The sequence below is a fragment of the Paraburkholderia phytofirmans OLGA172 genome, from assembly GCF_001634365.1.
GTDB lineage: Bacteria > Pseudomonadota > Gammaproteobacteria > Burkholderiales > Burkholderiaceae > Paraburkholderia.
Window position 1 is genome coordinate 3,944,095 of the sequence record NZ_CP014578.1, and the last position, 24,430, is coordinate 3,968,524.

Annotated in this window: 22 protein-coding genes; 14 read left to right on the top strand and 8 right to left on the bottom strand. The window is 63.0% G+C overall.

The window, feature by feature from the left end; genetic code table 11:
• Positions 1–19: 19 nt before the first annotated feature.
• Complete coding sequence (locus AYM40_RS17305) at positions 20–1,597, top strand: DEAD/DEAH box helicase (RefSeq protein ID WP_063497285.1); 1,578 nt, start codon at positions 20–22, stop codon at positions 1,595–1,597.
• A 38-nt stretch (positions 1,598–1,635) separates the two neighbouring features.
• Here AYM40_RS17305 and AYM40_RS17310 read toward each other — a convergent pair whose 3' ends face one another.
• The 3 genes from AYM40_RS17310 to AYM40_RS17320 all read right to left on the bottom strand — a co-directional run bounded on the left by AYM40_RS17310 (position 1,636) and on the right by AYM40_RS17320 (position 5,135).
• A complete protein-coding gene (locus tag AYM40_RS17310; RefSeq protein WP_063497286.1) occupies positions 1,636–2,160 on the bottom strand; it encodes a pyridoxamine 5'-phosphate oxidase family protein in 525 nt (174 codons plus the stop codon).
• Positions 2,161–2,285: 125 nt separating this feature from the next.
• Positions 2,286–3,113, bottom strand: coding sequence for a ferritin-like domain-containing protein (locus AYM40_RS17315; protein WP_063497287.1), 828 nt, complete (start codon positions 3,111–3,113; stop codon positions 2,286–2,288).
• Positions 3,114–3,497: 384 nt separating this feature from the next.
• The gene (locus AYM40_RS17320; protein WP_063497288.1) at positions 3,498–5,135 is read right to left on the bottom strand and encodes a gamma-glutamyltransferase family protein; all 1,638 of its coding nucleotides are present in this window, start codon (positions 5,133–5,135) and stop codon (positions 3,498–3,500) included.
• A gap of 331 nt (positions 5,136–5,466) precedes the next feature.
• On the opposite strand from AYM40_RS17320, the gene AYM40_RS17325 reads away from it, so the two are divergent.
• The 3 genes from AYM40_RS17325 to AYM40_RS17335 all read left to right on the top strand — a co-directional run bounded on the left by AYM40_RS17325 (position 5,467) and on the right by AYM40_RS17335 (position 7,578).
• Positions 5,467–6,246, top strand: coding sequence for a DeoR/GlpR family DNA-binding transcription regulator (locus AYM40_RS17325; protein WP_063497289.1), 780 nt, complete (start codon positions 5,467–5,469; stop codon positions 6,244–6,246).
• A 307-nt stretch (positions 6,247–6,553) separates the two neighbouring features.
• Positions 6,554–6,751: a hypothetical protein gene (locus tag AYM40_RS17330; protein ID WP_063497290.1), complete on the top strand. Its 198-nt coding sequence runs from the start codon at positions 6,554–6,556 to the stop codon at positions 6,749–6,751.
• Between the two features lie 200 nt (positions 6,752–6,951).
• Positions 6,952–7,578, top strand: coding sequence for a TetR/AcrR family transcriptional regulator (locus AYM40_RS17335; RefSeq protein ID WP_063497291.1), 627 nt, complete (start codon positions 6,952–6,954; stop codon positions 7,576–7,578).
• 88 nt (positions 7,579–7,666) lie between these two features.
• Here AYM40_RS17335 and AYM40_RS17340 read toward each other — a convergent pair whose 3' ends face one another.
• The gene (locus AYM40_RS17340; protein ID WP_082855119.1) at positions 7,667–8,041 is read right to left on the bottom strand and encodes a hypothetical protein; all 375 of its coding nucleotides are present in this window, start codon (positions 8,039–8,041) and stop codon (positions 7,667–7,669) included.
• Between the two features lie 202 nt (positions 8,042–8,243).
• Between AYM40_RS17340 and glpD the strand changes: the two genes are divergently transcribed.
• The 4 genes from glpD (at position 8,244) to AYM40_RS17360 (ending at position 13,235) form a co-directional block, all read left to right on the top strand.
• Positions 8,244–9,773 (top strand): glycerol-3-phosphate dehydrogenase, encoded by a 1,530-nt coding sequence (gene glpD / locus AYM40_RS17345; RefSeq protein ID WP_063497293.1) that lies wholly within the window; start codon positions 8,244–8,246, stop codon positions 9,771–9,773.
• Between the two features lie 270 nt (positions 9,774–10,043).
• On the top strand, positions 10,044–11,543 hold the full coding sequence (gene glpK, locus AYM40_RS17350; RefSeq protein WP_063497294.1) for a glycerol kinase GlpK: 1,500 nt from the start codon (positions 10,044–10,046) through the stop codon (positions 11,541–11,543).
• Positions 11,544–11,628: 85 nt separating this feature from the next.
• Positions 11,629–12,342: an MIP/aquaporin family protein gene (locus AYM40_RS17355; protein WP_063497295.1), complete on the top strand. Its 714-nt coding sequence runs from the start codon at positions 11,629–11,631 to the stop codon at positions 12,340–12,342.
• A 206-nt stretch (positions 12,343–12,548) separates the two neighbouring features.
• Positions 12,549–13,235, top strand: a complete 687-nt coding sequence (locus AYM40_RS17360) for an HAD family hydrolase (protein ID WP_063497296.1) — start codon at positions 12,549–12,551, stop codon at positions 13,233–13,235.
• Positions 13,236–13,467: 232 nt separating this feature from the next.
• Here the strand turns inward: AYM40_RS17360 and ribB are convergent, their stop codons facing one another.
• The 4 genes from ribB to AYM40_RS17380 all read right to left on the bottom strand — a co-directional run bounded on the left by ribB (position 13,468) and on the right by AYM40_RS17380 (position 17,363).
• Positions 13,468–14,187: a 3,4-dihydroxy-2-butanone-4-phosphate synthase gene (gene ribB / locus AYM40_RS17365; protein ID WP_063497297.1), complete on the bottom strand. Its 720-nt coding sequence runs from the start codon at positions 14,185–14,187 to the stop codon at positions 13,468–13,470.
• Between the two features lie 653 nt (positions 14,188–14,840).
• Entirely contained in the window at positions 14,841–15,530 is a 690-nt protein-coding gene (locus tag AYM40_RS17370) for a helix-turn-helix domain-containing protein (RefSeq protein ID WP_063497298.1), read from the bottom strand.
• Positions 15,531–15,763: 233 nt separating this feature from the next.
• Entirely contained in the window at positions 15,764–16,930 is a 1,167-nt protein-coding gene (locus AYM40_RS17375; protein ID WP_063497299.1) for an MFS transporter, read from the bottom strand.
• A 31-nt stretch (positions 16,931–16,961) separates the two neighbouring features.
• Positions 16,962–17,363: a VOC family protein gene (locus tag AYM40_RS17380; RefSeq protein WP_063497300.1), complete on the bottom strand. Its 402-nt coding sequence runs from the start codon at positions 17,361–17,363 to the stop codon at positions 16,962–16,964.
• Between the two features lie 379 nt (positions 17,364–17,742).
• Here AYM40_RS17380 and miaB point away from each other — a divergent pair, with 379 nt between their 5' ends.
• The 6 genes from miaB (at position 17,743) to lnt (ending at position 24,424) form a co-directional block, all read left to right on the top strand.
• A complete protein-coding gene (gene miaB / locus AYM40_RS17385; protein WP_063497301.1) occupies positions 17,743–19,116 on the top strand; it encodes a tRNA (N6-isopentenyl adenosine(37)-C2)-methylthiotransferase MiaB in 1,374 nt (457 codons plus the stop codon).
• A 47-nt stretch (positions 19,117–19,163) separates the two neighbouring features.
• The gene (locus AYM40_RS17390) at positions 19,164–20,237 is read left to right on the top strand and encodes a PhoH family protein (protein ID WP_063497302.1); all 1,074 of its coding nucleotides are present in this window, start codon (positions 19,164–19,166) and stop codon (positions 20,235–20,237) included.
• A gap of 83 nt (positions 20,238–20,320) precedes the next feature.
• Positions 20,321–20,782: an rRNA maturation RNase YbeY gene (gene ybeY, locus AYM40_RS17395; protein ID WP_063497303.1), complete on the top strand. Its 462-nt coding sequence runs from the start codon at positions 20,321–20,323 to the stop codon at positions 20,780–20,782.
• A 39-nt stretch (positions 20,783–20,821) separates the two neighbouring features.
• A complete protein-coding gene (locus AYM40_RS17400) occupies positions 20,822–21,502 on the top strand; it encodes a gamma-glutamylcyclotransferase (protein ID WP_063497304.1) in 681 nt (226 codons plus the stop codon).
• Between the two features lie 248 nt (positions 21,503–21,750).
• Positions 21,751–22,647, top strand: a complete 897-nt coding sequence (locus AYM40_RS17405; RefSeq protein ID WP_063498085.1) for an HlyC/CorC family transporter — start codon at positions 21,751–21,753, stop codon at positions 22,645–22,647.
• Positions 22,648–22,696: 49 nt separating this feature from the next.
• The gene (gene lnt / locus AYM40_RS17410) at positions 22,697–24,424 is read left to right on the top strand and encodes an apolipoprotein N-acyltransferase (RefSeq protein WP_063497305.1); all 1,728 of its coding nucleotides are present in this window, start codon (positions 22,697–22,699) and stop codon (positions 24,422–24,424) included.
• Positions 24,425–24,430: the final 6 nt, after the last annotated feature.

Consider the following 24,430-nt stretch of genomic DNA (forward strand, 5'->3'; position numbering starts at 1 on the left):
TGCATTGCAAAGAGCATTTATGTCTTTTGATTCCCTCGGCTTGTCCGAACCGTTGGTCCGCGCCGTACACGAACTCGGCTACACCACCCCGACTCCGATCCAGACGCAAGCGATCCCCGCCGTGCTCAACGGCGGCGACCTGCTGGCCGGCGCGCAGACTGGCACCGGCAAGACCGCCGGCTTCACGCTACCGATCCTGCAGCGTCTGAACACCATGCCCGCTGTCACCACGGCGTCGGGCAAGCGCGTCGTGCGCGCGCTGATCCTCACGCCGACGCGCGAGCTGGCCGCCCAGGTCGAAGAAAGCGTGCGCGCCTACGGCAAGTATCTGAAGCTGAAGTCGACCGTGATGTTCGGCGGCGTCGGCATCAATCCGCAGATCGGCGCGCTGCGCAGCGGCGTGGACATCGTCGTCGCAACGCCGGGCCGTTTGCTCGACCACATGCAGCAGAAGACCATCGACCTGTCGCATCTCGAGATTCTCGTGCTGGACGAAGCCGACCGCATGCTCGACATGGGCTTCATCCACGACATCAAGCGCGTGCTCGCGAAGTTGCCGCCGAAGCGTCAGAACCTGCTGTTCTCGGCCACCTTCTCCGACGAGATCAAGACGCTCGCCGACAACCTGCTCGACTCGCCGGCGCTGATCGAAGTCGCCCGCCGCAACACGACGGCTGAACTGGTCGCGCAAAAGATTCACCCGGTTGACCGCGATAAGAAGCGTGAGCTGCTCACGCACCTCATCAAGCAACACAACTGGTTCCAGGTACTGGTGTTCACGCGCACGAAGCACGGCGCGAACCGCCTTGCCGAACAGCTGACGAAAGACGGCATCAGCGCACTGGCGATTCACGGCAACAAGAGCCAGTCGGCCCGTACCCGTGCGCTCGCCGAGTTCAAGGACGCCACGCTGCAAGTGCTGGTCGCGACCGACATCGCCGCACGCGGCATCGATATCGATCAGCTGCCGCACGTGGTCAACTACGATTTGCCGAACGTGCCGGAAGATTACGTGCACCGCATCGGCCGCACCGGTCGTGCAGGCGCATCGGGCGAAGCGATTTCGCTGGTGTGCGTCGACGAACTGCAACTGCTGAAGGACATCGAGAAGCTGATCAAGCGTCAGGTGCCGCAGGAAGTGATCGCCGGTTTCGAGCCGGATCCGACTGCGAAGCCGGAACCGATTCTGCGCCGTGGCCAGGGTGGTGGCGGCGGTGGCAATCGTCAGCCGCGCCAAAGCCAGGGTGCGCCGAAGCGCGAGGGTGGCCAGCGTGACGGCGGCCGCCGCGATGGGGCGTCGTCTGCAAAGCCGGCGCAGCGTTCGGGTCAGCGTCCGGCGAATGGTCAGCAGCAGCCGAAGCCGCAAGGTGCAAAACCGGCCGGCAACGGCGGCCAGCCGCGCCGCGACGGCCAGCGTCATGACGGTCAGCCGCGTGCAGCGGCGCACGAAGGCAGCGCCGCGCAGCATGCGCCGCGCAAGCCGCAGGGTGCAAAGCCGCAAGGCGGCAATCCGGGGGCCTTGCTGGGCGGCGCGAAGACGCGCAACGACGCGCCGCGTGGCGGCCAGCCGACGCGCAGCGGCCAGCGCGGCCGTTAAGCGTTAAGCGCTGCCTGCTCGCTGGCCGTAGTCCCAGACTAATGGCTAGCCGCAGCGGCAGCCTGCTTCAGGTGCTCGATCTGCCGTTCCCATCGATCGAGCACCGCCTCCCCTTCCGCTTCCAGCTCAAACGTAATGCCGCTTGTCAGGCGCGCATAACGCACGCTCTGCGCCTCCCCTGTGTCGATCGAGCCGATCAGGTACACGAGGCCGCTGTCATCGCCTGTCACGCCCGCTAGCGGCGTCCAGCGCAACTGCACCTGATAGAACGTCTCCTCGCAGACGAACGTCAGTGCGGCCCGTCCGTTTTGCGCGATCACGCGCGCCGCCCGGGCCTGCGGCCACAATGCTATGCACAGCGAGCGCGAGTCAGGCGCGTACAACTCGCCGACGCCGAGCAGCGACGTGCGCACGTGGCCGTTCGCATCGACAGTGAGCAGCGACGCGGTGAACCCCGTCTTGCTCGCCAGCGACGAACCGTCGAATAACGTGCGGACGGCGTCAGGCCATTCGTCGAACACGTTCTGTTCGAGCGCACGCTCGGGTGAAGGAAAATCGCTCATCGTATCGATCCGGTCAGAAACAGGTTGCGAGGGTCGCCAGGATCAATCATGCCTCGGAAAACGAATGGCCCGCACAAGCGGGCCATTCGTTTTCATCTGTACGCCGTGGACTCCGCGGCAAAACTTCAGCGAAAGAACACATGTTGCGTGATCTTGGCGAGCGGGTAATGCACGCCCGGCTGGATCTTGGCCGGCAGATCGAGCGGCTTGAGCAGCATCTTCACGCACATGTCCGCCGACAGATTGCGCCGCACCAGCGCATTGATGCGGGCCGCGCGTTCGCGGTTATAGGCCGAATCGTGCACGCGTTCCGGATAACGAATCGCGAAGACATGCCGCAGCGCGATCTCCGAGTCTTCGTTCTTGATTTCCAGCACGCGGCGCATCAACGCACCGAGAACCGCAAGACGGCCATTGCCTTCGATCTTGTTGTACTTCTTGAAGAACCTGAAAAAGTGTTTGTAGTGACGGACTTCGTCAGTGCGAATGTTGTCGGTGATCTGCTTGAGCACCGGCTCGTCAGAACATTCGCCAATCGCTCGATACAACGTTGCGGTGCCCGTCTCCACCACGCAGCGAGCAACCATTTCGAGCGCGCGGGTCTTTTCGAAGTCTTCGACCGAGCAGGTCAGCGAATACTCTTCCATGAAATTGCGGAACGCAGTGTCCCAATCGAACTCAGGCCAGACGTAGGCGACATACGTCTTGAGAGCCCGGCCGTGCTGCATCTCTTCCGGCTCCCATTCCTGGTTGAGCCAAGCCGAGACTTCGGGGTCACCGTTGAAGAAGGTGCTCAGATTGCTGGTGTAAAGATCAGTGCCGCTTTCGATAAACGAAGCGGCGCACAACAGAAGCAGCAGGTCTTCGTTTGCGGCTGCCTTCTGGCGATCTATGCGGGTGAGGTCGATATCCTCGATCCGCCAGGGCATCACATGGTTCAGCTCAGTGTGCATTGTGTCTTTGCTCCGAAAGCTGTATCGACTCGCGGAGCCCGCTCGAAACCGCCCGCTATCGCAAGGACGGTCCGCCGTGTCAGATACAACGCTTTGAATTAGAGTTAACCCCTTGTATCTTGCATCTTAGCCGGTGTTTAGCAACTCTGCAGATAACCCAGCACAGACCATGCCGGACCGCCGCAGTTCCAATTTCACGGTAATCGAATGCTTCGGTTGGTTACATGCGGTGCACGCACTGCGCAAAAAAAGCCAGCTCGGCGAGCTGGCTTTGACTTGAAAAGGGTGCCGGTCAGGCGTGGAATGGAGCGAAGCTGTCGCGGGCTACGGCGCGGGCGTGGAATAGGCGGAAGCTGTCGCGGGTTGCGACGCGGGGATGTTCATTCAAAACCCCGCTGCCAGTCCGTCGCGACGGCTGTCGCTCGCCGCCACGTAGCCGCGCTCCGGATCGTTACGGTCGAGCTTCCAGATGTACTGGCCGGAGCCGAAATCCATGTATGGATCGTCGACCGACTTGATCGTGTGGCCCAGCTTCTGCAGCGCCGCGGCGGTCTTCGGATCGAGCGTCGATTCGATGTCGATCGTGAAATCGCGGTTGACCTTCCAGCGCGGCGCGTCGCAGGCGGCCTGGGGTTGCTGACCGTAGTCGAGCATCCGCACGATCGATTGCAAATGGCCTTGCGGCTGCATATCGCCGCCCATCACGCCGAAGCTCATCACCGCTTCCTGCCGGCCGTCCACCTGCTGCGTCAGGAACGACGGGATGATCGTGTGGAACGGCCGCTTGCCGCCTTCCACCACGTTCGGCGACTTCGGGTCCATCGAGAAACCGCAGCCGCGGTTCTGCATCGCGATGCCGCTGTCCGGCACCACGATGCCCGAGCCGAAGCCCATGTAGTTCGACTGGATGAAGCTGACCATCATGCCGCGCTCGTCCGCCACCGACATGTAGATCGTGCCGCCGGCCTTCGGCATGCCGAAGTCGAACCGCATGGCGCGCCTGGGGTCGATCAGCTTCGCGCGCGACGTGAGGTACGCGTCGCCGAGCATCTGTTCGGGCGTGACTTCCATCGAACGCGGATCGGCAACGTAACGGTAGACGTCGGCGAACGCCAGCTTCATGGCTTCGATCTGCACATGCTGCGACTCGACGTTGTCGACGGCGAGTTCTCTCACGTCAAACTTTTCGAGGATGCCCAGCGCGATCAGCGCCGCGATGCCCTGGCCGTTCGGCGGAATTTCATGCACGGTGTAGCCACGATAATCCTTGCCGATCGGCTCGACCCAATCCGCACGGTAGTTGCGCAGATCGTCGAGGGTCAACGCGCCGCCGCCTTCACGCGCAAACGCCGCGATCTGTTCAGCGATCTCGCCTTCGTAGTACGCACGCGGACCTTGTTCTGCCAACTTGCGCAGCGTCTTCGCGTGGCCGGGAAAGCGCACCAGTTCGCTGACGTCCGGCGCGCGGCCGCGCGGCATGAAGGTTTGCGCGAAGCCCGGCAGGTCCTTCAGTTCAGGCACGGCCGCCGCCCACTTGTAGGCCACGATGCTCGCCACCGCATGGCCACGCTCGGCGATCTCGATCGCCGGCTCCATCAGATCGGCGAACGGCAGCGAGCCGAATTTCTGATGCAATGCTTCCCAGCCCGCGATCACGCCGGGCACCGTTACCGCGTCCCAACCGCGCTTGGGTTGCTTCGCGAGACCATTTTCCTCGCCGTATTTGCGCTTGAAGTAATCGACATTCCACGCCGCCGGCGAGACGCCCGACGCATTCAGGCCATGCAGCTTCTTGCCGTCCCACACCAGCGCGAAGGCGTCGCCGCCAAGGCCGCACGACACCGGCTCGACCACGGTGATGGCGGCAGCCGCCGCGATCGCCGCGTCGACGGCATTGCCGCCTTTCCACAACATCCGCAGGCCGGCTTGCGCGGCGAGCGGATGCGAAGTCGAAACGATGTTGCGCGCGAATACAGGCAGACGCGGCGTCGGGTAGGGGTTTTGCCAGTTGAAGCCAGTCATGTCGAACACTCTCGATAGCACGGCCCGGCGCGTTCTCGAACGCCGGAAACCATGGGGAAACAAGTAACACGCGGGTAAAACGCGGAGCCTTGGATTGCAGCGCGATCCGGCACAAAAAACAAATTCATTTATCAAATGAATAAATGCATAAATCACCTGAATGGGCCGCTGCAGGGTCGCCCTGAGTCCGAACCATGACGCACGAGTTGGCAGGCAAGACGTTCGATGGTCTTACAATACGCACACCCTCGTTCACGCATGACCCGTTTTCCGGCTCGGCATATTGCACCGGTAGCAGGCAGCGCCGATAAAAACCCACGACCCGAGACACATGACCCGAGACCCCCGCCTGACTCTCAACGCCCGGCAACAGGAACTGCTGGAGTGGGTGCAACGCGACGGCTTCGTGACCGTGGACGACCTCGCGGCGCACTTCGACGTGACCCCGCAGACGATCCGCCGCGACGTCAACTGGCTCGCCGACATGAACCTGCTGCGCCGCTATCACGGTGGCGCCAGTCTGCCGACCAGCTCCGAGAACGTTTCGTACACAGCGCGTCAGCGGATGTTCCACGAAGAGAAACGGCGCATCGCGACGCTAGTGGCCACTCACATTCCCGACCAGGCGTCCCTCTTCATCAACCTCGGCACGACCACCGAGGAAGTCGCGCGGGCGCTCAACCGGCATCGCGGCCTGCGCGTCATCACCAACAATCTGAACGTCGCCAGCATGATGAGCGGCTATCCGGATTGCGAGGTGCTGGTGACAGGCGGCATCGTGCGGCCATGGGACAAGGGCATCGTCGGCGAACTGGCGATCGACTTCATCCGGCAGTTCAAGGTGGACTTCGCGATCATCGGTACGTCGAGCATTGAAACGGACGGCACGCTGCGCGATTTCGACACCCGCGAAGTGCGTGTGGCCGAGGCGATCATCCAGCATGCGCGCACGGTGTTTCTCGCCGCCGACAACTCCAAATTCGGCCGCCCGGCGCTCGTCCGCCAAGGTCATCTCGACCAGATCGACGCGCTTTTCACCGACGCCGCACCGCCCGCCGAGATGAACGAAACGCTCGCTGCCGCCAATTGCCAGGTGTATATCGCCGAGTAATCCAGGCGTCTTCGGCCATGTTGCAGTGCACGCGAAACTTCGAGTGAAATCAAGGATCTGGCCGCTGCTCCAAACCGCCTCTGCGGGTCCCAATTGTCAAAGGGAATATTTACTGGGGTCCCTTTGGCGTTTGCCCGGCGGTTGACTACACTCCAGTTCCCCGGCGTCCGTTCCGCGTTACGCGGAGCGCCGGCAGCGTGAACCTGTCGTGATAGCCGCACCTCCCGCCTGATCCTCTAGCGGACTTCACTGGCATTCGGCCAGTCGCCAGCAAGGCCGTCCGCGTTAGTTTGACATGGAGAGAACGATGCTGAGTCCGCATGAATTCGCCACGTTGTTGCTCGTCAAGGACGCCCCCACTCAAGTCGATATGGCGCGAGAAGAACTCGACGCCCTGCTGGAACGCCAGCTTGTGCAACTCGAACGGCTCGCATCGGGCGACGAACAATGGCGCGTGACCGAAACCGGCGACAGCGCACTCCGGGCCATCAAACGTTTTTCCTAGTAATACGTCAGAGTCTGAAGCCGACGACCGGCAGCATGACGGCGGTTGCGCCGCGGTGACATCGCGCGCGGCCTCGTCTTTGTAAAGCTGCCGCAAATTCTTTTTGCCTCAAACCAAGCTGCCGCGTAACCGACGGCCACTGTGTTGTGCCCAATTCATTTACACAGTAAATTGACGCGACGGACCTTCAGCCTTCGCGCATGCCAAAAACGCTCTCCGCCAACGACATCCAGCAATTCCGCGAAACCATGCGGCGCGTGGCCGAAAACGCGTTCGCCACGCGCGGGGCGCAAGGCGTGACGATGCGCGAACTGGCGAAGGAGCTGGGTTGCAGCGCAATGACGCCCTATCGCTACTTCCGCGACAAGGACGAGATTCTGGCGATGGTCCGCGCCGCGGCGTTCAACCGCTTCGCGGCGCGACTCGAAGCGGCGGCGAAACAGGCTCCCGCCACCGACCGCTCCGCCGTCAGCGACGCCTACGTGGCATTCGCACTCGACGAGCCGCATGCCTACCGCCTGATGTTCGATATGACCCAGCAGGAAGGCGCCTACCCGGCACTCGGCGCTGCGTCGCACCGCGCCTGGAGCATGCTCGGGGCGCACTTCGAGCAGCTCGTTGCCGCGGGCATTCTGGAAGGCGATCCACAATTGATCGGCTACGCCTACTGGGCAAGCCTGCACGGCTTCACTATGCTGGCGCTCGCCAATCAGCTGCCTTTGCCACAAGCGCAACAACCCGCCGGGAGCAAGGCGCCGACGCGCGAGGCCGTGTTCGCGCAGATTCGCAAGATGTTGTGGCGCGGCGCCCAGCCGCAGCGCGGCTAGCCCGGCGTTAGCCCCGCGTTAGCCCGCCAGCTCACTCAACGCGAATAGCCAGCGGGAAGGACCGGGTGGAGAAAAGCTGGTGCGAAGTTCAGCCCGCGCGCAACGTCGGGTCGACCGCCGCGCGCCAGCTCAACGCCTTGGCCCGCTGGTCGGTGAAGAACACAACCCATTGATTACGCACCTGCGGATCGGCACTCAGCCCTTGGCTCGTATAGCGCTGCGCAAGCGACGCCTGGAACGCGCAGTAATCGTCCTTCGGCAACTTGCCGCGCCGGTTCGCCACGTACGCATCGAACAGCGTCGCGTAGACGCCTTGCGCGTCGTTGCCGTAGTCGACTGTCTGGGCATTGCACATCTGTTGCAACGATGCGAACGAGGGCGCACCCATCGTCCCGTTCAAGCTCGGCGAGCTGACGCATCCCGTCAGGACCGCAGCGGCGCCGATCATCCAAAGTCCACGCATGAATTCACCTCGCAATGGCTGCTGCCGAGAGTATCGTCCGTGGCCGCGCGTTACGCCACCACCTTAGCCAACCACTAGAGGGGCGCCTACGAAAACCGAACTTTACTTTTTCGAATATGTTCATTAAAGTTCGCAAACGAACACTATCGGTTCGATAGTCTTTCCAAACAGCATTCCGGATACAACGCAGGGGACACAGCAGGTGACGCAAGGCTCGAGATACGATTTGCTCGTCGTGGGCGGCGGGATCAACGGCGCAGGCATCGCACGCGATGCGGCGGGCCGCGGCCTGTCGGTGCTGCTCTGCGAACAGGACGATCTGGCGGCCCATACGTCGTCGGCCAGCACCAAGCTGATTCACGGCGGCCTGCGCTACCTCGAGTACCGCGAGTTCAGGCTGGTGCGCAAGGCCCTCCAGGAGCGCGAGACGCTGCTGCGCGCGGCGCCTCACATCATGTGGCCGCTGCGCTTCGTGATGCCGCACATGCCCGATCTGCGCCCGGCCTGGATGATTCGCGCCGGCCTGTTCCTTTACGATCACCTCGCCAGACGCGAACTCCTGCCCGGTTCGCGCGGCATCGTCATGCGCAACCATCCTGCCGGCGCACCGCTGATCGACTCGATCAAGCGCGGTTTCGTGTATTCGGACGGTTGGGTGAATGACGCGCGTCTGGTCGTGCTGAACGCGCTGGATGCGCAGGAACGCGGCGCAACGATTCTCACGCGCACCAAACTGCTGAGCGCGGTGCGCGCCGGCGGCGAATGGCGCGCGCAACTCAAGCGCGCGGACGGCACGATCCTCGACGTGCGCGCTGCCTCGATCGCAAACGCGGCCGGTCCGTGGGTCGGCGAACTGCTGCATGGCGCGCTTGGCCGCGAGGCGACGCACAGCGTGCGCCTCGTGAAGGGCAGCCATATCGTCACGCGCCGCCTGTTCGAACACGATCACGCGTACATCTTCCAGAATCCGGACAAGCGGATCATCTTTGCGATTCCGTACGAACACGATTACACGCTGATCGGCACAACCGACCTCGAATATCGCGGCGATCCGTCGCAAGTAGCGATCGACGCCGACGAAATCCAGTACCTGTGCGACTCGATCAACCGCTACTTCAAGCAGAAAATCTCGCCGCAGGACGTGCGCTGGACCTACTCGGGCGTACGTCCGCTGCTCGAGGAAGAAGGCGCGGACAACCCGTCGGCGGTCACGCGCGATTACTCGCTCGAACTCGACGCGCCCGCGGGCGAAGCACCGCTTCTGTCTGTGTTCGGCGGCAAGATCACGACGTTCCGCAAGCTGGCGGAAGAGGCCGTCGGCAAACTCGCACACGCGCTGGATAAGGGCACGCCTTCGTGGACGGCCGGTGCGCCGTTGCCCGGCGGCGATATTCCGCAAGCCAATTTCGAGCGCTTCCTCACCGGCTTCAGGCAGCAGAACGCGTGGCTGCCCGCCGATCTGGCTCACCGCCTCGCTCGTGCGTACGGCACGCGCGTGAAGGACGTCATTGGCAATGCGCGCTCGGTGGCCGACCTCGGCCGCGCTTTCGCGCCAGGTCTCTATGAAGCCGAACTCACCTATCTGCGCGACACCGAATGGGCGCGCAGCGCGCAGGACGTGCTGTGGCGCCGCTCGAAACTCGGCCTGCACGTCGAACCGGGCACGCTCGATTCGATCACACACGAGATTGACGCGTGGTTTGCCCGCGAGCCGGTCCGACAGAGCGCCTAGCCTAGTTAAGGCACTTGGTTGGTCCACTCAGTCAGGCCATTTAGCCAGGCCATTTAGTTACGCCACCTAGCCAGACCGCTTAACGAGGCTATAGCAACGCGGCCCGGCTCCGTGGATAAACCCGCATGAACCGAATCGATTTTCACCCCCCCGGCTACTGACAAAGCCGGGACGCACCACCTCAAACTGTTGCAGCCCGCTTAAAACAACAAGCCGTTCCCGTCGCCGGTCAGCAATCCGGCGATTCATAAAACGCATGGAGAAGAGACAATGCAGGATCAGTACATCCTCGCGCTTGACCAAGGCACCACCAGCTCCCGCGCGATGCTGTTCGACCGGCTCGGCAACATCGTGTCGACCGCACAGAAAGAATTCCAGCAAATCTATCCGCGTCCGGGTTGGGTCGAACACGATCCGCAGGAAATCTGGTCGACCCAGGCCGGCGTCGCCGCAGAAGCCGTCACTCGGGCCGGCATGAACGGCACCTCGATCGCCGCGATCGGCATTACCAATCAGCGTGAGACCACCATCGTGTGGGACCGCGAAACCGGCCATCCGATCTATAACGCGATCGTCTGGCAAGACCGCCGCACCGCCGACTTCTGCGATCAGCTCAAAGAGCAGGGTCTCGAAGAAAAAGTCCGCGCCAAAACCGGCCTGCCGATCGATTCGTACTTCTCCGCGACCAAAATCCGCTGGATTCTCGACAACGTCGAAGGCGCACGCGAAAAGGCCAGGCAAGGCCGCCTCGCCTTCGGCACCGTGGATAGCTGGCTGGTGTGGAATTTCACCAAGGGCGGCCTGCACGTCACCGACGTGACCAACGCGTCGCGCACGATGCTGTTCAACATCCACACGCTGAAGTGGGACGACGAACTGCTCGAAGCGCTCGACATTCCGCGCAACATGCTGCCGGAAGTGCGTGCGTCCTCGGAAGTGTACGGGCCGACCAAGACCACCGTGTTCGCTTCCAGGATTCCGCTCGCGGGCATCGCCGGCGACCAGCACGCGGCCCTGTTCGGCCAGATGTGCACGGAGTCGGGCATCGTGAAGAACACCTACGGTACCGGCTGCTTCCTCGTGATGAACACCGGTGAAAAGCCGATCGAATCGAAGAACAATCTCGTCACCACGATCGCCTGGCAAATCGGCGATCAGATCAATTACGCGCTCGAAGGCAGTATCTTCATCGGCGGCGCGGTGGTGCAATGGCTGCGCGACGGCCTCGGCATCATCAAGAACGCCGCGGAAATCGAAACGATGGCGCGCAGCGTGGCGCATAGCGACGGCGTGTATCTGGTGCCCGCGTTTGCCGGCCTCGGCGCGCCGCACTGGAACGCCCGTGCGCGCGGCACGCTGTTCGGCGTGACGCGCGGCACGAGCGCGGCGCATATCGCCCGCGCCGCGCTCGACTCGATCGCCTATCAATCGCTCGACGTGCTCAAAGCGATGGAAGCCGATTCCGGCATTCGCATCGGCGAATTGCGCGTGGACGGCGGCGCCTGCGCGAACAATCTGCTGATGCAGTTCCAGGCGGACATTCTCGGCGTCGACGCAGTACGGCCGAAGGTATCGGAGACGACCGCATTGGGCGCGGCATATCTGGCCGGTCTCGCGGTCGGCTACTGGAAAGACGTGAACGAACTGAAGAGCCAATGGGCGCTCGATCGCCGTTTCACGCCTGCCCTGCCGCACGCCGACGTCAAGGAATGCCTCGACGGCTGGAAGCGCGCGATTCGCGCCGCGAAGGCCTGGGCCGACACGCCCTGATCCCAGCTTTCACACAATACCTTTCGACATAACGAAGCCGCTTATCCCGCGGCTTCCCTAACAACTATATTTCGGATAACAAACCATGTCTCCTTACATTGCGGAATTCATCGGCACCGCGCTCCTGGTGCTGCTCGGCAACGGCGCAGTCGCCAACGTGCTGCTCGCCCGCACCAAAGGCAAAGGTGCGGACCTGATCGTGATCGTGATGGGCTGGGCGATGGCCGTGTTCATCGCCGTGTACGTCACGGCATCGTACAGCGGCGCGCACCTGAATCCTGTCGTGACGATCAGCCTCGCGCTGGCCGGCAAATTCGCATGGGCCAAAGCGCCGGGCTACATCGCGGCGCAGATGCTCGGCGGCATGGCGGGCGCGCTGTTCGTGTGGATCGCGTATCGTCAACACTTCGCGAAAGAAGGCGATGCCGACGTGAAGCTCGGCGTGTTCTGCACGTCGCCCGCGATTCGCAGCGTGCCGCATAACCTGCTCACCGAAATGATCGCGACGTTCGTGCTGATTCTCGGCGTGCTGTACCTGGCTTCGCCGCAAGTCGGCCTGGGCGCGCTCGACGCATTGCCGGTCGGCCTGCTGGTGCTCGGCATCGGTATTTCGCTCGGTGGCCCGACCGGTTACGCGATGAGCCCGGCGCGCGACCTGTCGCCGCGTCTGATGCACGCGCTGCTGCCGATTCCGGGCAAGCGCGACAGCGATTGGCATTATTCATGGATTCCGGTGTGCGGCCCGCTGCTTGGCGGCGCGCTGGCAACGGGGCTGTATCTGTATTTGCACGCGCACTGATCCTGCAGCGCACACAGGGCACATATAGGGTGCATATAGCGCGCGCACGAGCCGCACTACGCGCACGCTCAAGGCGCAAATAAGCGCCGACGGAAAGCGATGGCGCCGCGCACGTGGCGCCAAAGCACGTATCATGACGCTTTCAATCTCCGCGTAAGAGCTTGCCATTGTCTTGCCCGCGCGCCTCTCGCTTTCCGCTTTAAAGCATGATCGACCACCTCATCTGTGACTGCGACGGCGTGCTCGTCGACAGCGAAATCATCGCTGACCGCGTAATGCTCGAAACGCTGTCCGCCACCTTCCCCGGCCTCGACTTCGAACCCGTTGTCAAAACGGCGTTCGGCCAGCAGACCTCGCGCTTTCTCGAAGGTATCGAGAAGTCGTTCGACATCACGCTGCCGGCTGATTTCTTCAATACGATCGAACACAACGTCGAGCTCGCGCTCGCGGCATCGCTGAGCCCGATCAACGGCGTGCGCGACGCATTGCAACGCGTGACGCTGCCGGCCGCGGTCGTGTCGAACAGCCGGATGGCGCGCGTGAATGCTTCAGTGCGGCGCGCGGGTTTGCAGCAGATTTTTGGCGAGCGGATTTTCAGCGCCGAACAGGTGGCGCGCCCGAAGCCTTTTCCGGATGTGTATCTGTTCGCTGCGAAAGCGCTCGGTGTGGAACCGGCGCGATGCGTCGTCGTGGAAGATAGCGTGGCCGGTTTGAATGCCGCGCGTGCGGCGGGCATGAAGACGATTGCCTTCGTCGGTGCGAGCCATATCCCTGACGGTTACGCGGATGCGCTGCGCAAGATGGGTATGACACGCATCATGAAGCATATGGATGAGCTGCCCGCGCTGGTCGAAGCCGGCGTGCGGGGGGAGTTTGGCGACGTGCAGTCTTAACGGGTGAGAGAAGAGAAAAGCCGGCTGCAATAGCCGGCTTCAGGCTTCAGGCTTCAGGCTTCAGACCGCTGACTAACCCCACGTCTTTTCCGAGGTGGGGTTTTGTTTTTTTCAAACGCGCGCGAGAGTGCGTCGAGTTCGCGCTGATCGGCGCCGTCGTCCAGCGCGACAAAGCGTTCGCGATCAATCGCCAACCGGATCACCTCGCCGCACGCGGCACACCCTTAACGCATCAAGCCTCATCGGCCACGCATTCGCGCGCCGTCGCCAGCGCCTGGCGGAATTCCACCAGCTCGGCGATCGTCAGCATCGGCAGATTGTGTTGTTGAGCGAAGCGCTCCACATCCGCGCCGCGCGTCATCGTGCCGTCCGCGTTCATCAGCTCGCACAGCACGCCGGCCGGCTTCAGACCCGCGAGAATCGCCAGATCGACCGTGCCTTCGGTGTGGCCGCGACGTGCCAGCACGCCGCCCGGCTGCGCACGCAGCGGGAACACGTGGCCCGGACGCACGATATCGGCAGGCTTCGCCGTATCGCTGATGGCTGCGCGGATTGTCGTCACGCGATCGAGTGCGGACACGCCGGTGGTCACGCCATCGCGAGCTTCGATCGAGACCGTGAATGCGGTGCCATGACGGCTTTCGTTATTGACGGCCATCGGCGGCAGTTCGAGTGCGCGGATTTTGTCGTCGGGCAGGCACAGGCAGACGATGCCGCTGCATTCGCGGATCAGCAAGGCCATGGTTTCGACGGAAAGACGCTCGGCGGAAACGATCAGATCGGCTTCGTTCTCGCGGTCGTGATCGTCTTGCAGGACGACTGCGCGGCCATCGCGCATGGCTTGCAAGGCGGCGGCGATACGTGGCGGAACGGGCTCGGTGGCGAGCAGGGGAAGATCGAGGAATGCATCGTCCGCAATCGTCGACGGTGCAGGAAAAGTTGCAAAAGACATAGTTGAAACGCTCATCGCAAAAGTTGGGCGAGAAACGTTTCAGGGCATTGCAAATAGACAAAGACGCGCCGTTGAACGCCGCGCAAAGCGGCGCTCGTGCACCGCTCCAGCCTCTAGCGGCGCCACGGAAACGAACATGACTATCTGCACATCTTCTTCCGTCCGGACTCTAACCGTCGGCTCTGGCTTCTCACCAGATCTGCTGACCCCGTGTCGACCAGAGTTAGCGCTTTAGCTGTCGATCAGAGTTAGCGCTTTAGCGCTTACTCTGATCCCATGCAAAGCTCTTACTCTGGTCCCATGCAAGTGCTGTCGACCAGAGTTAGCGCTTTAGCTGCCGATCAGAGTTAGCGCTTTAGCGCTTACTCTGGTCCCATGCAAAGCACTTACTCTGGTCCCATGCAACGTAGTTGCACAGTTCCAAACACATTGACGACGCGGGCGCTCGCGGGCTCACCGGCTCACGCTTTCGCGCTGCCGGCATACCGCCGGTGGGGAATTTCGCCCCGCCCTGAAGACGCACTGATTGCCGGATCGACCGGCTGGCAAAGAATACAACAGTCGCGCGAAACCTGCAGCGCAACCCCACTGATTAGACGGACATTGCTTCACAGCCGATCCTCACAGCACATCCGCCTGAAAAACCTCATTCGTCAAACCGGCGCTGCCTGGCGCGTCAAATCATGCGGCGCAGGCACGTCCCAGCGCGGCGGCGTTTCCGCCTTCAGCGTCACGCGAAACGCGCGTGCTTCGGTGTCACCGGGATTGCGCAAGCTGTGCGGCTGGTCGGCGTCGAACACGATCGCGTCGCCGGTTGCCAGCAATTGGCGCTGGTCGTGCACGCTGACTTCCAGCGTGCCTTCGCTCACCACCAGATTCACCGTGGTGCCCGGCGCGCGGCGCGTACCGGCCTCGGTATGCAGCGGCGCGATACGCAGCTCGTGGAACTCGGCGGCGGTCGGCTCGGCATCCGGATACAGCGGCCGGGCTGAAAAGCGCCCATTCGAACTGACGAGCCGCGACGAACGCTCCGCCGGCAAATGCTCGAAGCCGTTGATCGCATGACGCCGCAAGAACGCGGCCACCGAGACCTTCAACGCCGATGCCACCTTGCACAGCACCTTGATCGACGGCACGCTGCGCGCTGACTCGATCTGCGCGAGCATCGCCCGCGAAACGCCCGAAGCACGGGCCAAGGCGTCGAGCGAAAGTTGGCGCTCGGCGCGCAAACGGGCGAGATTCACGCCGACCAGATGTTCAAGAGCATCGAAGGGTTCAGCGGCACGCGGCGATGCATCGATATCAGCCGCGGGATCGCGAACCAGTGCCAGCGGGGAATGCATGATTGCCTCCAGAAGCGCCGCCGGACGGCGGGCAAGCGGTTAGTGGAAGCAAGATAGCATCGCGCCCTGCCACGCCCAACGAAGTTATCTTCACACTGTTATCAGCATTGCGGATGACGATTCTCGCAAAGCTTGTGCGAATTATTCAAATGGACGTGTCCAGCCTCAGATGCGCTCAAGCACGTACACACACTCAAGCACATCTCGGGATATCGGATGCGCCGCACCGACACTCACGCGCGCTGCGCGACTGCCGATGCCGGCGCATCCATCCGCGCCGCGAACCACGTGAGCAGCAATGCCGCCACGCTGACCGCCGCCGCGACCCACGGCAACGTATCGAGCGAATGGCCGTGATTGATTACCAGACCGCCGAGCCACGCGCCGGCCGCGTTGCCCATGTTGAACGCACCGATGTTCAGCGTCGAAGCCAGATTCGGCGCCGCAGCGGCCTTCTCGACCACGCGCATCTGCAACGGAGGCACCGTGGCGAACGCAGCAATGCCCCACACGAAAATGGTAATCGCCGCGGCCACCTGCGAATGACTGGTGCGCGCGAAGATCGCCATCACGACCGCAAGCGCCACCAGAATGCCCATCAACGAAGGCATCAGCGCGCGGTCCGCGAGCTTGCCGCCCACGGTATTGCCGATAGTGAGGCCCATACCGAACAGCACCAGAATCAGCGTCACGCCACGCGGCGAGAAGCCGCTGACCTGCTCGAGAATCGGCGCGATATAGGTGAACACGACGAACACGCCGCCAAAGCCGAGCACCGTCATCGCGAGCGCGGTCCAGACTTGCGGGTCTTTCAGCACGCGCACCTCATGGCCCAAACCGACCGGGCCGGAATCGTGACGATTTGGCACCAGCAACGACACGCCCGCCAGCGACAGCACCCCAAACGCGCTGACGATCCAGAACGCCGCACGCCAGCCGACCTCCTGGCCGACGAAAGTGCCGAACGGCACGCCGAGCACATTTGCGAGCGTCAAGCCGGTGAACATCAGCGCAATGGCGCTCGCCCGCTTTTCAGCCGGCACGAGCGAAGCGGCCACTACCGCGCCAATGCCAAAGAACGACCCATGCGCGAACGACGTCACCACGCGCGCGACCATCAGCACGGAATAGCTGGACGCGATCGCGCACAGCGTATTGCCGACGATGAACAGCCCCATCAGCAACTGCAACGCGAGCTTGCGCGGCATCTTGCTGGTGACCACCGCGAGCAGCGGCGCACCGACCGCGACACCAAGCGCATAGCCGCTCACCAGCAAACCGGCCGACGGAATCGACACGGCCAGATCGCGCGCAACCTCGGGCAGCAAGCCCATGATCACGAACTCGGTCGTGCCGATCGCGAAAGCGCTGATCGCTAGCGCCAGTAATGGAATGGGCATTTTTCTACTCCAGGTTCTAAAGTTAAACGTGTTAGCTACGGTGAACGTGACGCAGCGCCGTCACGAATTCGATGACCACTCCCGGCGCGAGCGCGACGAACAGTTGCAATTCGGCTTGCTGCGGACCTATCTGGGGCACTTCGGCGAGCTGGTAAGGCATGTCCGCCGCGTGCAGGCGGTGCAAGAACGCCTGCCATTCGTCGGCGCTCTCCAGCCGGAAGGCGATATGGTCGATGCGTGGCGCAGCCCTTCCCGTCTGTGCAGGCACCGTCGCGTCAATCAGATGAATCGCCGGGCGGCCGCTTGCACACAGCCAGTAGCCGTCGATCGAAAACGGCGGACGCTTGCCTTGCGTCAGTCCGGCGACGTCGACGAAAAAACGACGCGCGGTCTCGAGGTCAGCGGTGACGATCGTTGCGTGATCGAGTTGCATGGCGGGGCTGCACGGAGCACAAAGGGTTTACGAGGAGTGCATTGTGAGCGGAACGGGTCGATTTGATAATTGGCGTAGCATTTGAAGCATTTTCAAATATTTTTGAAATATCGCGATGGATAACCTCGGTGCAGCACTTCAAGGTGCCATTCGGGAGCGGCTGCAGCCAAGGGCCGCGGCAGAAACCGCATCCGATGAGGGGCTATAATGTTTAGTTACGCTGCGAACGTGCATTGAAAGCGGACCGAAATCGGCCCTGGCGGACTCAAGCAAGCCCAACCGCCCCCCCGTGGCCCGTCCACACGCTACCGGTACGTTCGACCCCTCTTCACCTTTTAAACGACGCCCCCAGGTTAACCACTGCGACCGGCGAAAATCGATGACCAAGAAAGTTTATGTAAAGACCTTTGGCTGCCAGATGAACGAGTACGACTCCGACAAAATGGTCGACGTACTCGGTGCGGCTGAAGGGCTCGTCAAGACCGACACGCCGGAAGACGCGGACGTCATTCTGTTCAACACCTGCTCGGTGCGCGAAAAAGCCCAGGAAAAGGTCTTCTCCGACCTCGGCCGCGTGCGCGAGCTGAAGGAAGCGAATCCGAATCTGATCATCGGCGTCGGCGGCTGCGTGGCGAGCCAGGAAGGCGCGTCGATCGTGGCGCGCGCGCCGTATGTCGATCTGGTATTCGGTCCGCAAACCCTGCACCGTCTGCCGCAAATGATCGACAAGCGCCGCGAAAGCGGCCGCGCCCAGGTCGACATCTCGTTCCCGGAAATCGAAAAGTTCGATCACCTGCCACCGGCGCGCGTCGACGGTCCGAGCGCGTTCGTGTCGATCATGGAAGGCTGCAGCAAGTACTGCAGCTACTGCGTCGTGCCGTACACGCGCGGCGAAGAAGTGTCGCGTCCGCTGGACGACGTGCTGACCGAAATCGCCGGCCTTGCCGACCAGGGCGTGCGCGAAGTCACGCTGCTCGGCCAGAACGTGAATGCTTACCGCGCCGGCATCACGCTCGGTTCGTCGGAAATCGTCGATTTCGCACAGCTGATCGAATACGTCGCCGATATTCCAGGCATCGAACGGATTCGCTACACCACGTCGCATCCGAAGGAATTCACGCAGCGCCTGATCGACACCTACGCCAAGGTGCCGAAGCTCGTCAGCCATCTGCACCTGCCGGTGCAGCACGGCTCCGACCGCATCCTGATGGCGATGAAGCGTGGCTACACGGTGCTCGAATACAAGTCGGTGATCCGCAAGCTGCGCGCGATCCGTCCTGACCTGTCTTTGTCGACCGACATGATCGTCGGCTTCCCCGGCGAGACGGAAGAAGACTTCGACAAGATGATGGCGTTGATTCACGAGATGAAGTACGACACCAGCTTCTCGTTCATCTACAGCCCACGTCCGGGCACGCCAGCCGCGAATCTGCACGACGACACACCGCGGGAAGTGAAGCTCAAGCGTCTGCAACATCTGCAGGCTACGATCGAAGAAAACGTGCAGCGCATCAGCGACTCGATGGTCGGCAAGGTCGAGCGGATTCTGGTCGAGCGCCCGGCACGCAAGGACCCGAACGAACTCGCAGGCCGCACCGAGAACAACCGCGTGGTGAATTTCCCGGCGCCTGTCGCATCGCACGCGCGGCTGATCGGCCAGATGGTGGACGTGAAAATCGTCCATGCGTACCCACATTCGTTACGTGGCGAGCTCGTGCTGGTGCACGACGACGCACACGCGACCACTCATTGAGCTACGCCCGCCCGGCGTCACGAACCCGACAGGATCGATCCACCGCCTTGAAGACCACTCAGCAGCATCTGGAATTCACCGCACCGCGCGACGACAACGCGCGGCTCGCCAACCTCTGCGGACCGCTCGACGAGAATCTGCGGCAGATCGAGCAGGCGCTCGACGTGACGCTGCAACGCCGTGGCCACCGCATCACGATTCGCGGGCGCGGCGCGAAACTCGCGCTCACCGCGCTTGAAAACTTCTACAACAACGCGCGCGAGCCGCTGTCGGTCGACGACATCCAGCTCGCGCTCGTCGAAGTGCGCCACCCGGCGCGCCATCGTGCGAACGGCAACGGCCACGGCGCGGACGCGGCAGACGCGCGTTTCCCCGGCAACCCGGATCATCCGTTCGATCAACCCGCCGACGCCGGCGAAGACGACCTCGAAGAACTCGGCCCGAAGCTGTACACGCGGCGCGCCGACCTGCGCGGCCGCACACCGGCGCAACGCGAGTATCTGAAGCAGATCATTTCGCACGATGTGACGTTCGGCGTCGGCCCGGCGGGGACGGGCAAGACGTATCTCGCCGTGGCTTGCGCGGTGGACGCGCTGGAGCGTGACCAGGTCAAACGCATCGTGCTGACGCGTCCGGCCGTCGAAGCGGGCGAACGCCTCGGCTTCCTGCCGGGCGATCTGGCGCAAAAGGTCGATCCGTATCTGCGTCCGCTGTACGACGCGCTGTACGACCTGCTTGGCTTCGACAAGACCGCCAAGATGTTCGAGCGGCAAATGATCGAAATTGCGCCGCTCGCGTACATGCGCGGCCGCACGTTGAATCACGCGTTCATCATCCTCGACGAGGCGCAGAACACCACGCCCGAACAGATGAAGATGTTCCTCACGCGGATCGGCTTCGGCTCGAAGGCCGTGGTCACCGGCGACACGACCCAGGTCGACTTGCCGCGCGGCGCGAGAAGCGGGCTGATCGAGGCACAGCAGGTGCTGGCGGACGTGCGCGGCATTGCGCTCACGCGCTTCACGAGCGCCGACGTGGTGCGGCATCCGCTGGTCGCGCGAATTGTGGAGGCGTACGATGCGCATTCGCAGAAAACCGCCAGTCCGGCGGATTCACGCTAATTTCCGGCGCTGATTTGCGGCGCGAATTAGCGCCAAATCGCACTGAATATGCCGCAGCAACCCAAGCAACAAGTCGACACCGCATGAGCCGCGCCCCGAAACTGACGTTGAATCTGCAATTCCCCGCCGCCAAGGCCTGGCCGGAACACAAGGCGCTGCTGCCGCGCGCCACCGTGGCCGGCTGGATCAAGGCGGCGCTCTTCGCAGACGGCGAACTGACCGTGCGTTTCGTCGACGCCGAAGAAGGCCGCCTGCTTAACCGCACCTACCGGGGCAAAGACTATTCGACCAACGTGCTGACGTTCGCGTACGCCGAATCGGAAGACGATCCGGTGACCGGCGACCTGATCCTGTGCTGCCCCGTGGTGGAAAAAGAAGCCGCCGAACAGGGCAAGCCGCTGCTCGCGCACTACGCGCATCTACTGGTGCACGGCACCTTGCACGCGCAAGGCTACGACCACGAGGTCGAGGAAGAAGCCGAGGAGATGGAAGCGATCGAAACCGAAATCCTCGGCAAGCTCGGTTTCCCGGATCCTTACCAATAATCTTTCCCAACGTCTTTACCATCTCCGTCAGAAACCACAGTGAGCACGTCCTCCCCTGAAGCCGATACGCGCAACACGCGCTACACGGACTATCCGCCCGCGCTCGGCGAATCGCGGCTGCTGACGGACGAGGAGTTGCGCGCGTCGCTTGAATGCACCTTGCGCGACTGGGACCGCAAAAGCGATCTGTGGCTGTTCGGCTATGGATCGCTGATCTGGAATCCCGGCCTGCCCACCGTCGAAGCCGCCCGTTCGAAAGTGCACGGCTATCACCGCGGGCTATATCTATGGTCGCGCGTGAATCGCGGCACGCCCGAGCAGCCGGGCCTCGTACTCGCGCTCGATCGCGGCGGCTCGTGCTCCGGCATCGCCTTCCGCCTCGCCGCGGAGGGTGCGATGCCGCATCTGGAAGCGTTGTGGCGCCGTGAAATGCCGATGGGTTCGTACCGCCCCGCTTGGCTGCCCTGCGTGCTCGCCGACGGCCGGCGCGTCGACGCGCTCGCGTTCGTGATGCGCCGCGACGTGCCGAGCTACACCGGCAAGCTGCGCGACGAGGTCGTCAAAGCCGTGCTCGGCTGCGCGTGCGGCCGCTACGGCACCACGCTCGACTATGTCACCCGCACCGTCCATGCGCTGCGCGAAAGCGGCATGCCCGACCGCGCGCTGGAGGCACTGCTTGAGCGTTGCCGTGAGGAAAGCCGCGAGGCCGGGCAGAAATAGGGCAAACGCGAGGGCAAACGCGAGGCCAAACGCGAGGTTTTTCAACCGCGAGGGCAATCGCGTTTTTTTGGTCGAAAACGCTTTTCCCCGCGTAATCAGTTAGGATGGACCCACGCCCTGCCGCACGCGGGTGGGCGGTTTCGTCACATCACTCATCGCCCAAGCCAGGCGGGACACGGTCCTGCCATGTGCCTGGTGTATCCTTAATGCTCTGCAACAGCGCGCTCAGTTTCGCCGGGCGCACTACCATGAACGACACGTATCCCAGTCGACACCGAACTAGCGACAAACCACAGGAAAAACGCTCACTCCTCGAGCGTCTGACCGACTTCATCTCGCCCGAGCCCGACTCGCGCGCAGAACTCCTGGAAATCCTGCAGGACGCGCACGAGCGCAACCTGATCGACGCCGACTCGCTGTCGATGATCGAGGGCGTGTTCCAGGTGTCCGAACTCAGCGCCCGCGACATCATGGTGCCGCGCGCACAAATGGACGCGATCAACATCGCGGACAATCCCGCCGAATTCATCCCCTACGTGCTGGAAAAAGCGCACTCGCGCTATCCGGTCTACGAGGGCAATCGCGACAACATCATCGGCGTGCTGCTCGCGAAAGATCTGCTGCGCTACTACGCCGAAGAGGAATTCGACGTGCGCGGCATGCTGCGCCCCGCCGTCTTCATCCCGGAGTCGAAGCGCCTGAACGTGCTGCTGCACGACTTCCGCGTGAATCGCAATCATCTCGCGGTGGTGGTCGACGAATACGGCGGCGTGGCCGGCCTGATTACGATCGAAGACGTGCTGGAACAGATCGTCGGCGATATCGAAGACGAATACGATTTCGACGAGGAAAGCGGCAACATCATCGCCTCGCCGGACGGGCGCTTCCGCGTGCGCGCGCTCACGGAAATCGAGCAGTTCAACGAGGTCTTCGACACGCATTACTCGGACGACGAAGTCGATACGATCGGCGGCCTCGTCACGCATCATTTCGGACGGGTGCCGCATCGCGGCGAAAAAGTCCGCATCGACGATCTGATCTTCGAGATTCTGCGCGGCGACGCCCGCCAGATTCACATGCTGCTGGTGCGCCGCGACCCGCTCGCCGGCCAGCGCGAGCGCGAAGCGCAGCACGTGCAGACCTGATCCGCTTCCTTTCTTCGCTTCTCCAACTCCTCACGCCGACCGCGCAACAATGGCCGCCCCGATTACATCCCGTTCGCGCCGCGGCGTGAGTGTCCCTGCCGCCCGAGAAGCGCGCGGCCGCGCACTGCCCCGCTGGCATTACCTCGTCGCGTTGGCCGCCGGTGCGGCCAATACGCTGTCGTTCGCACCGACGCCGCACGGCGGCTGGCTCGAACTCGTGATCTTCGCCTTCTTCTTTGGGTGGCTGACGCGCACCACCGGCTGGAAAAGCGCAGCGCTGACGGGCGGCGCTTTCGGCTTCGGCAACTTCGTCACCGGTGTGTGGTGGCTGTACGTCAGCATGCACGACTACGGCGGTATGGCCGCGCCGCTCGCGGGCGCGGCGGTCGCGCTGTTCTCGCTGTATCTGGCGGTGTATCCGGCGCTCGCTGCTGGCATCTGGTCGTTCTGCGCGGGGCACGCGAGCAATGGCGCGTCCGATACCGACCAACCGTTCTCGCCGACCTGGCACGGCGCGCTGGCTTTTGCGAGCGCGTGGGCGATCGGCGAATGGTTGCGCGGCACCGTGTTCACCGGCTTTCCGTGGCTTGCGAGCGGTTATGCGCAGGTGGACGGCCCGTTCGCCGGGTTTGCGCCCGTGGCGGGCGTGTACGGCGTCGGCTGGATGCTGGCGCTGGTGGCGGCGTTGATCGTGCAGGCGCTGTTGTCGCTGCTGCCCTCGCGCGGGCAACGCGATGCCGCTGCAGTCGGCAATGCTGGAAATGCTGGAAATGCCGGCAGTGGGACTAAACGCCGTATCGCGCGCGTCGCGGCGCCAGGGGGAATCGCGGTTGCGCTGATCGCGGCCGGCCTGTTGCTGCCGCTCGCGCAATGGACCCTGCCGGCCAACGCGCCGCTGACGGTGCGCCTCCTGCAAGGCAACGTCAAACAGGAAATGAAGTTCGAAGAAGCCGGCATGCGCGCCGCGATCGACCAGTATCAGCAGATGATTACGTCGAAGCCGGCCGACCTGATCGTCACGCCGGAAACCGCCATTCCGGTGCTCGCGCAGCAATTGCCGCCGCAGTTCGCCTCGGCAGTGCGCAACTTCTCGGATAGCACGGGTACCGCGATCGTGTTCGGCGCGATCGGCGGCACCATCACGCCGGAAGGCCAGGTGGTCGACTATACGAACAGCCTGTTCGGCGTCACGCCGGGCGCGCGCGACGTGTATCGCTACGACAAACACCATCTCGTGCCCTTCGGCGAATTCGTGCCGTGGGGCTTCCGCTGGTTTGTGAATCTGATGAACATTCCGCTCGGCGATTTCGCACGCGGCGCGCCGGTGCAAAAGCCGTTCGTCGTGCACAACCAGCCGGTCTCGGTCGATATCTGCTACGAGGATATTTTTGGCGAGGAGATTGCGCGGAACATTCGCGAGAGCGATACGCCGGCGGGTGTGCTGGTCAACTCGACCAATCTCGCCTGGTTCGGCGACACCATCGCGCTGGATCAGCACTTGCAGATTGCACGCATGCGTTCACTGGAAACTGGGCGCCCGATGCTGCGCGCCACCAACACGGGCATGACGGCCGCGATCGACGCCAACGGTAAGGTGATCGGACGCCTGATGCCGTACACGATCGGCTCGCTCGATGTGACGGTGCAGGGTACCTCAGGCAGCACGCCCTATGTGACGAGTGGGAATAACACGGTGCTGGCTGTTTCGTTGCTGCTGCTGGCGTTCGGGTTTGCGTTCGGGCCGGGGATCGTACGGCGTCAAAACGGCAAGAAATGAGCTGCC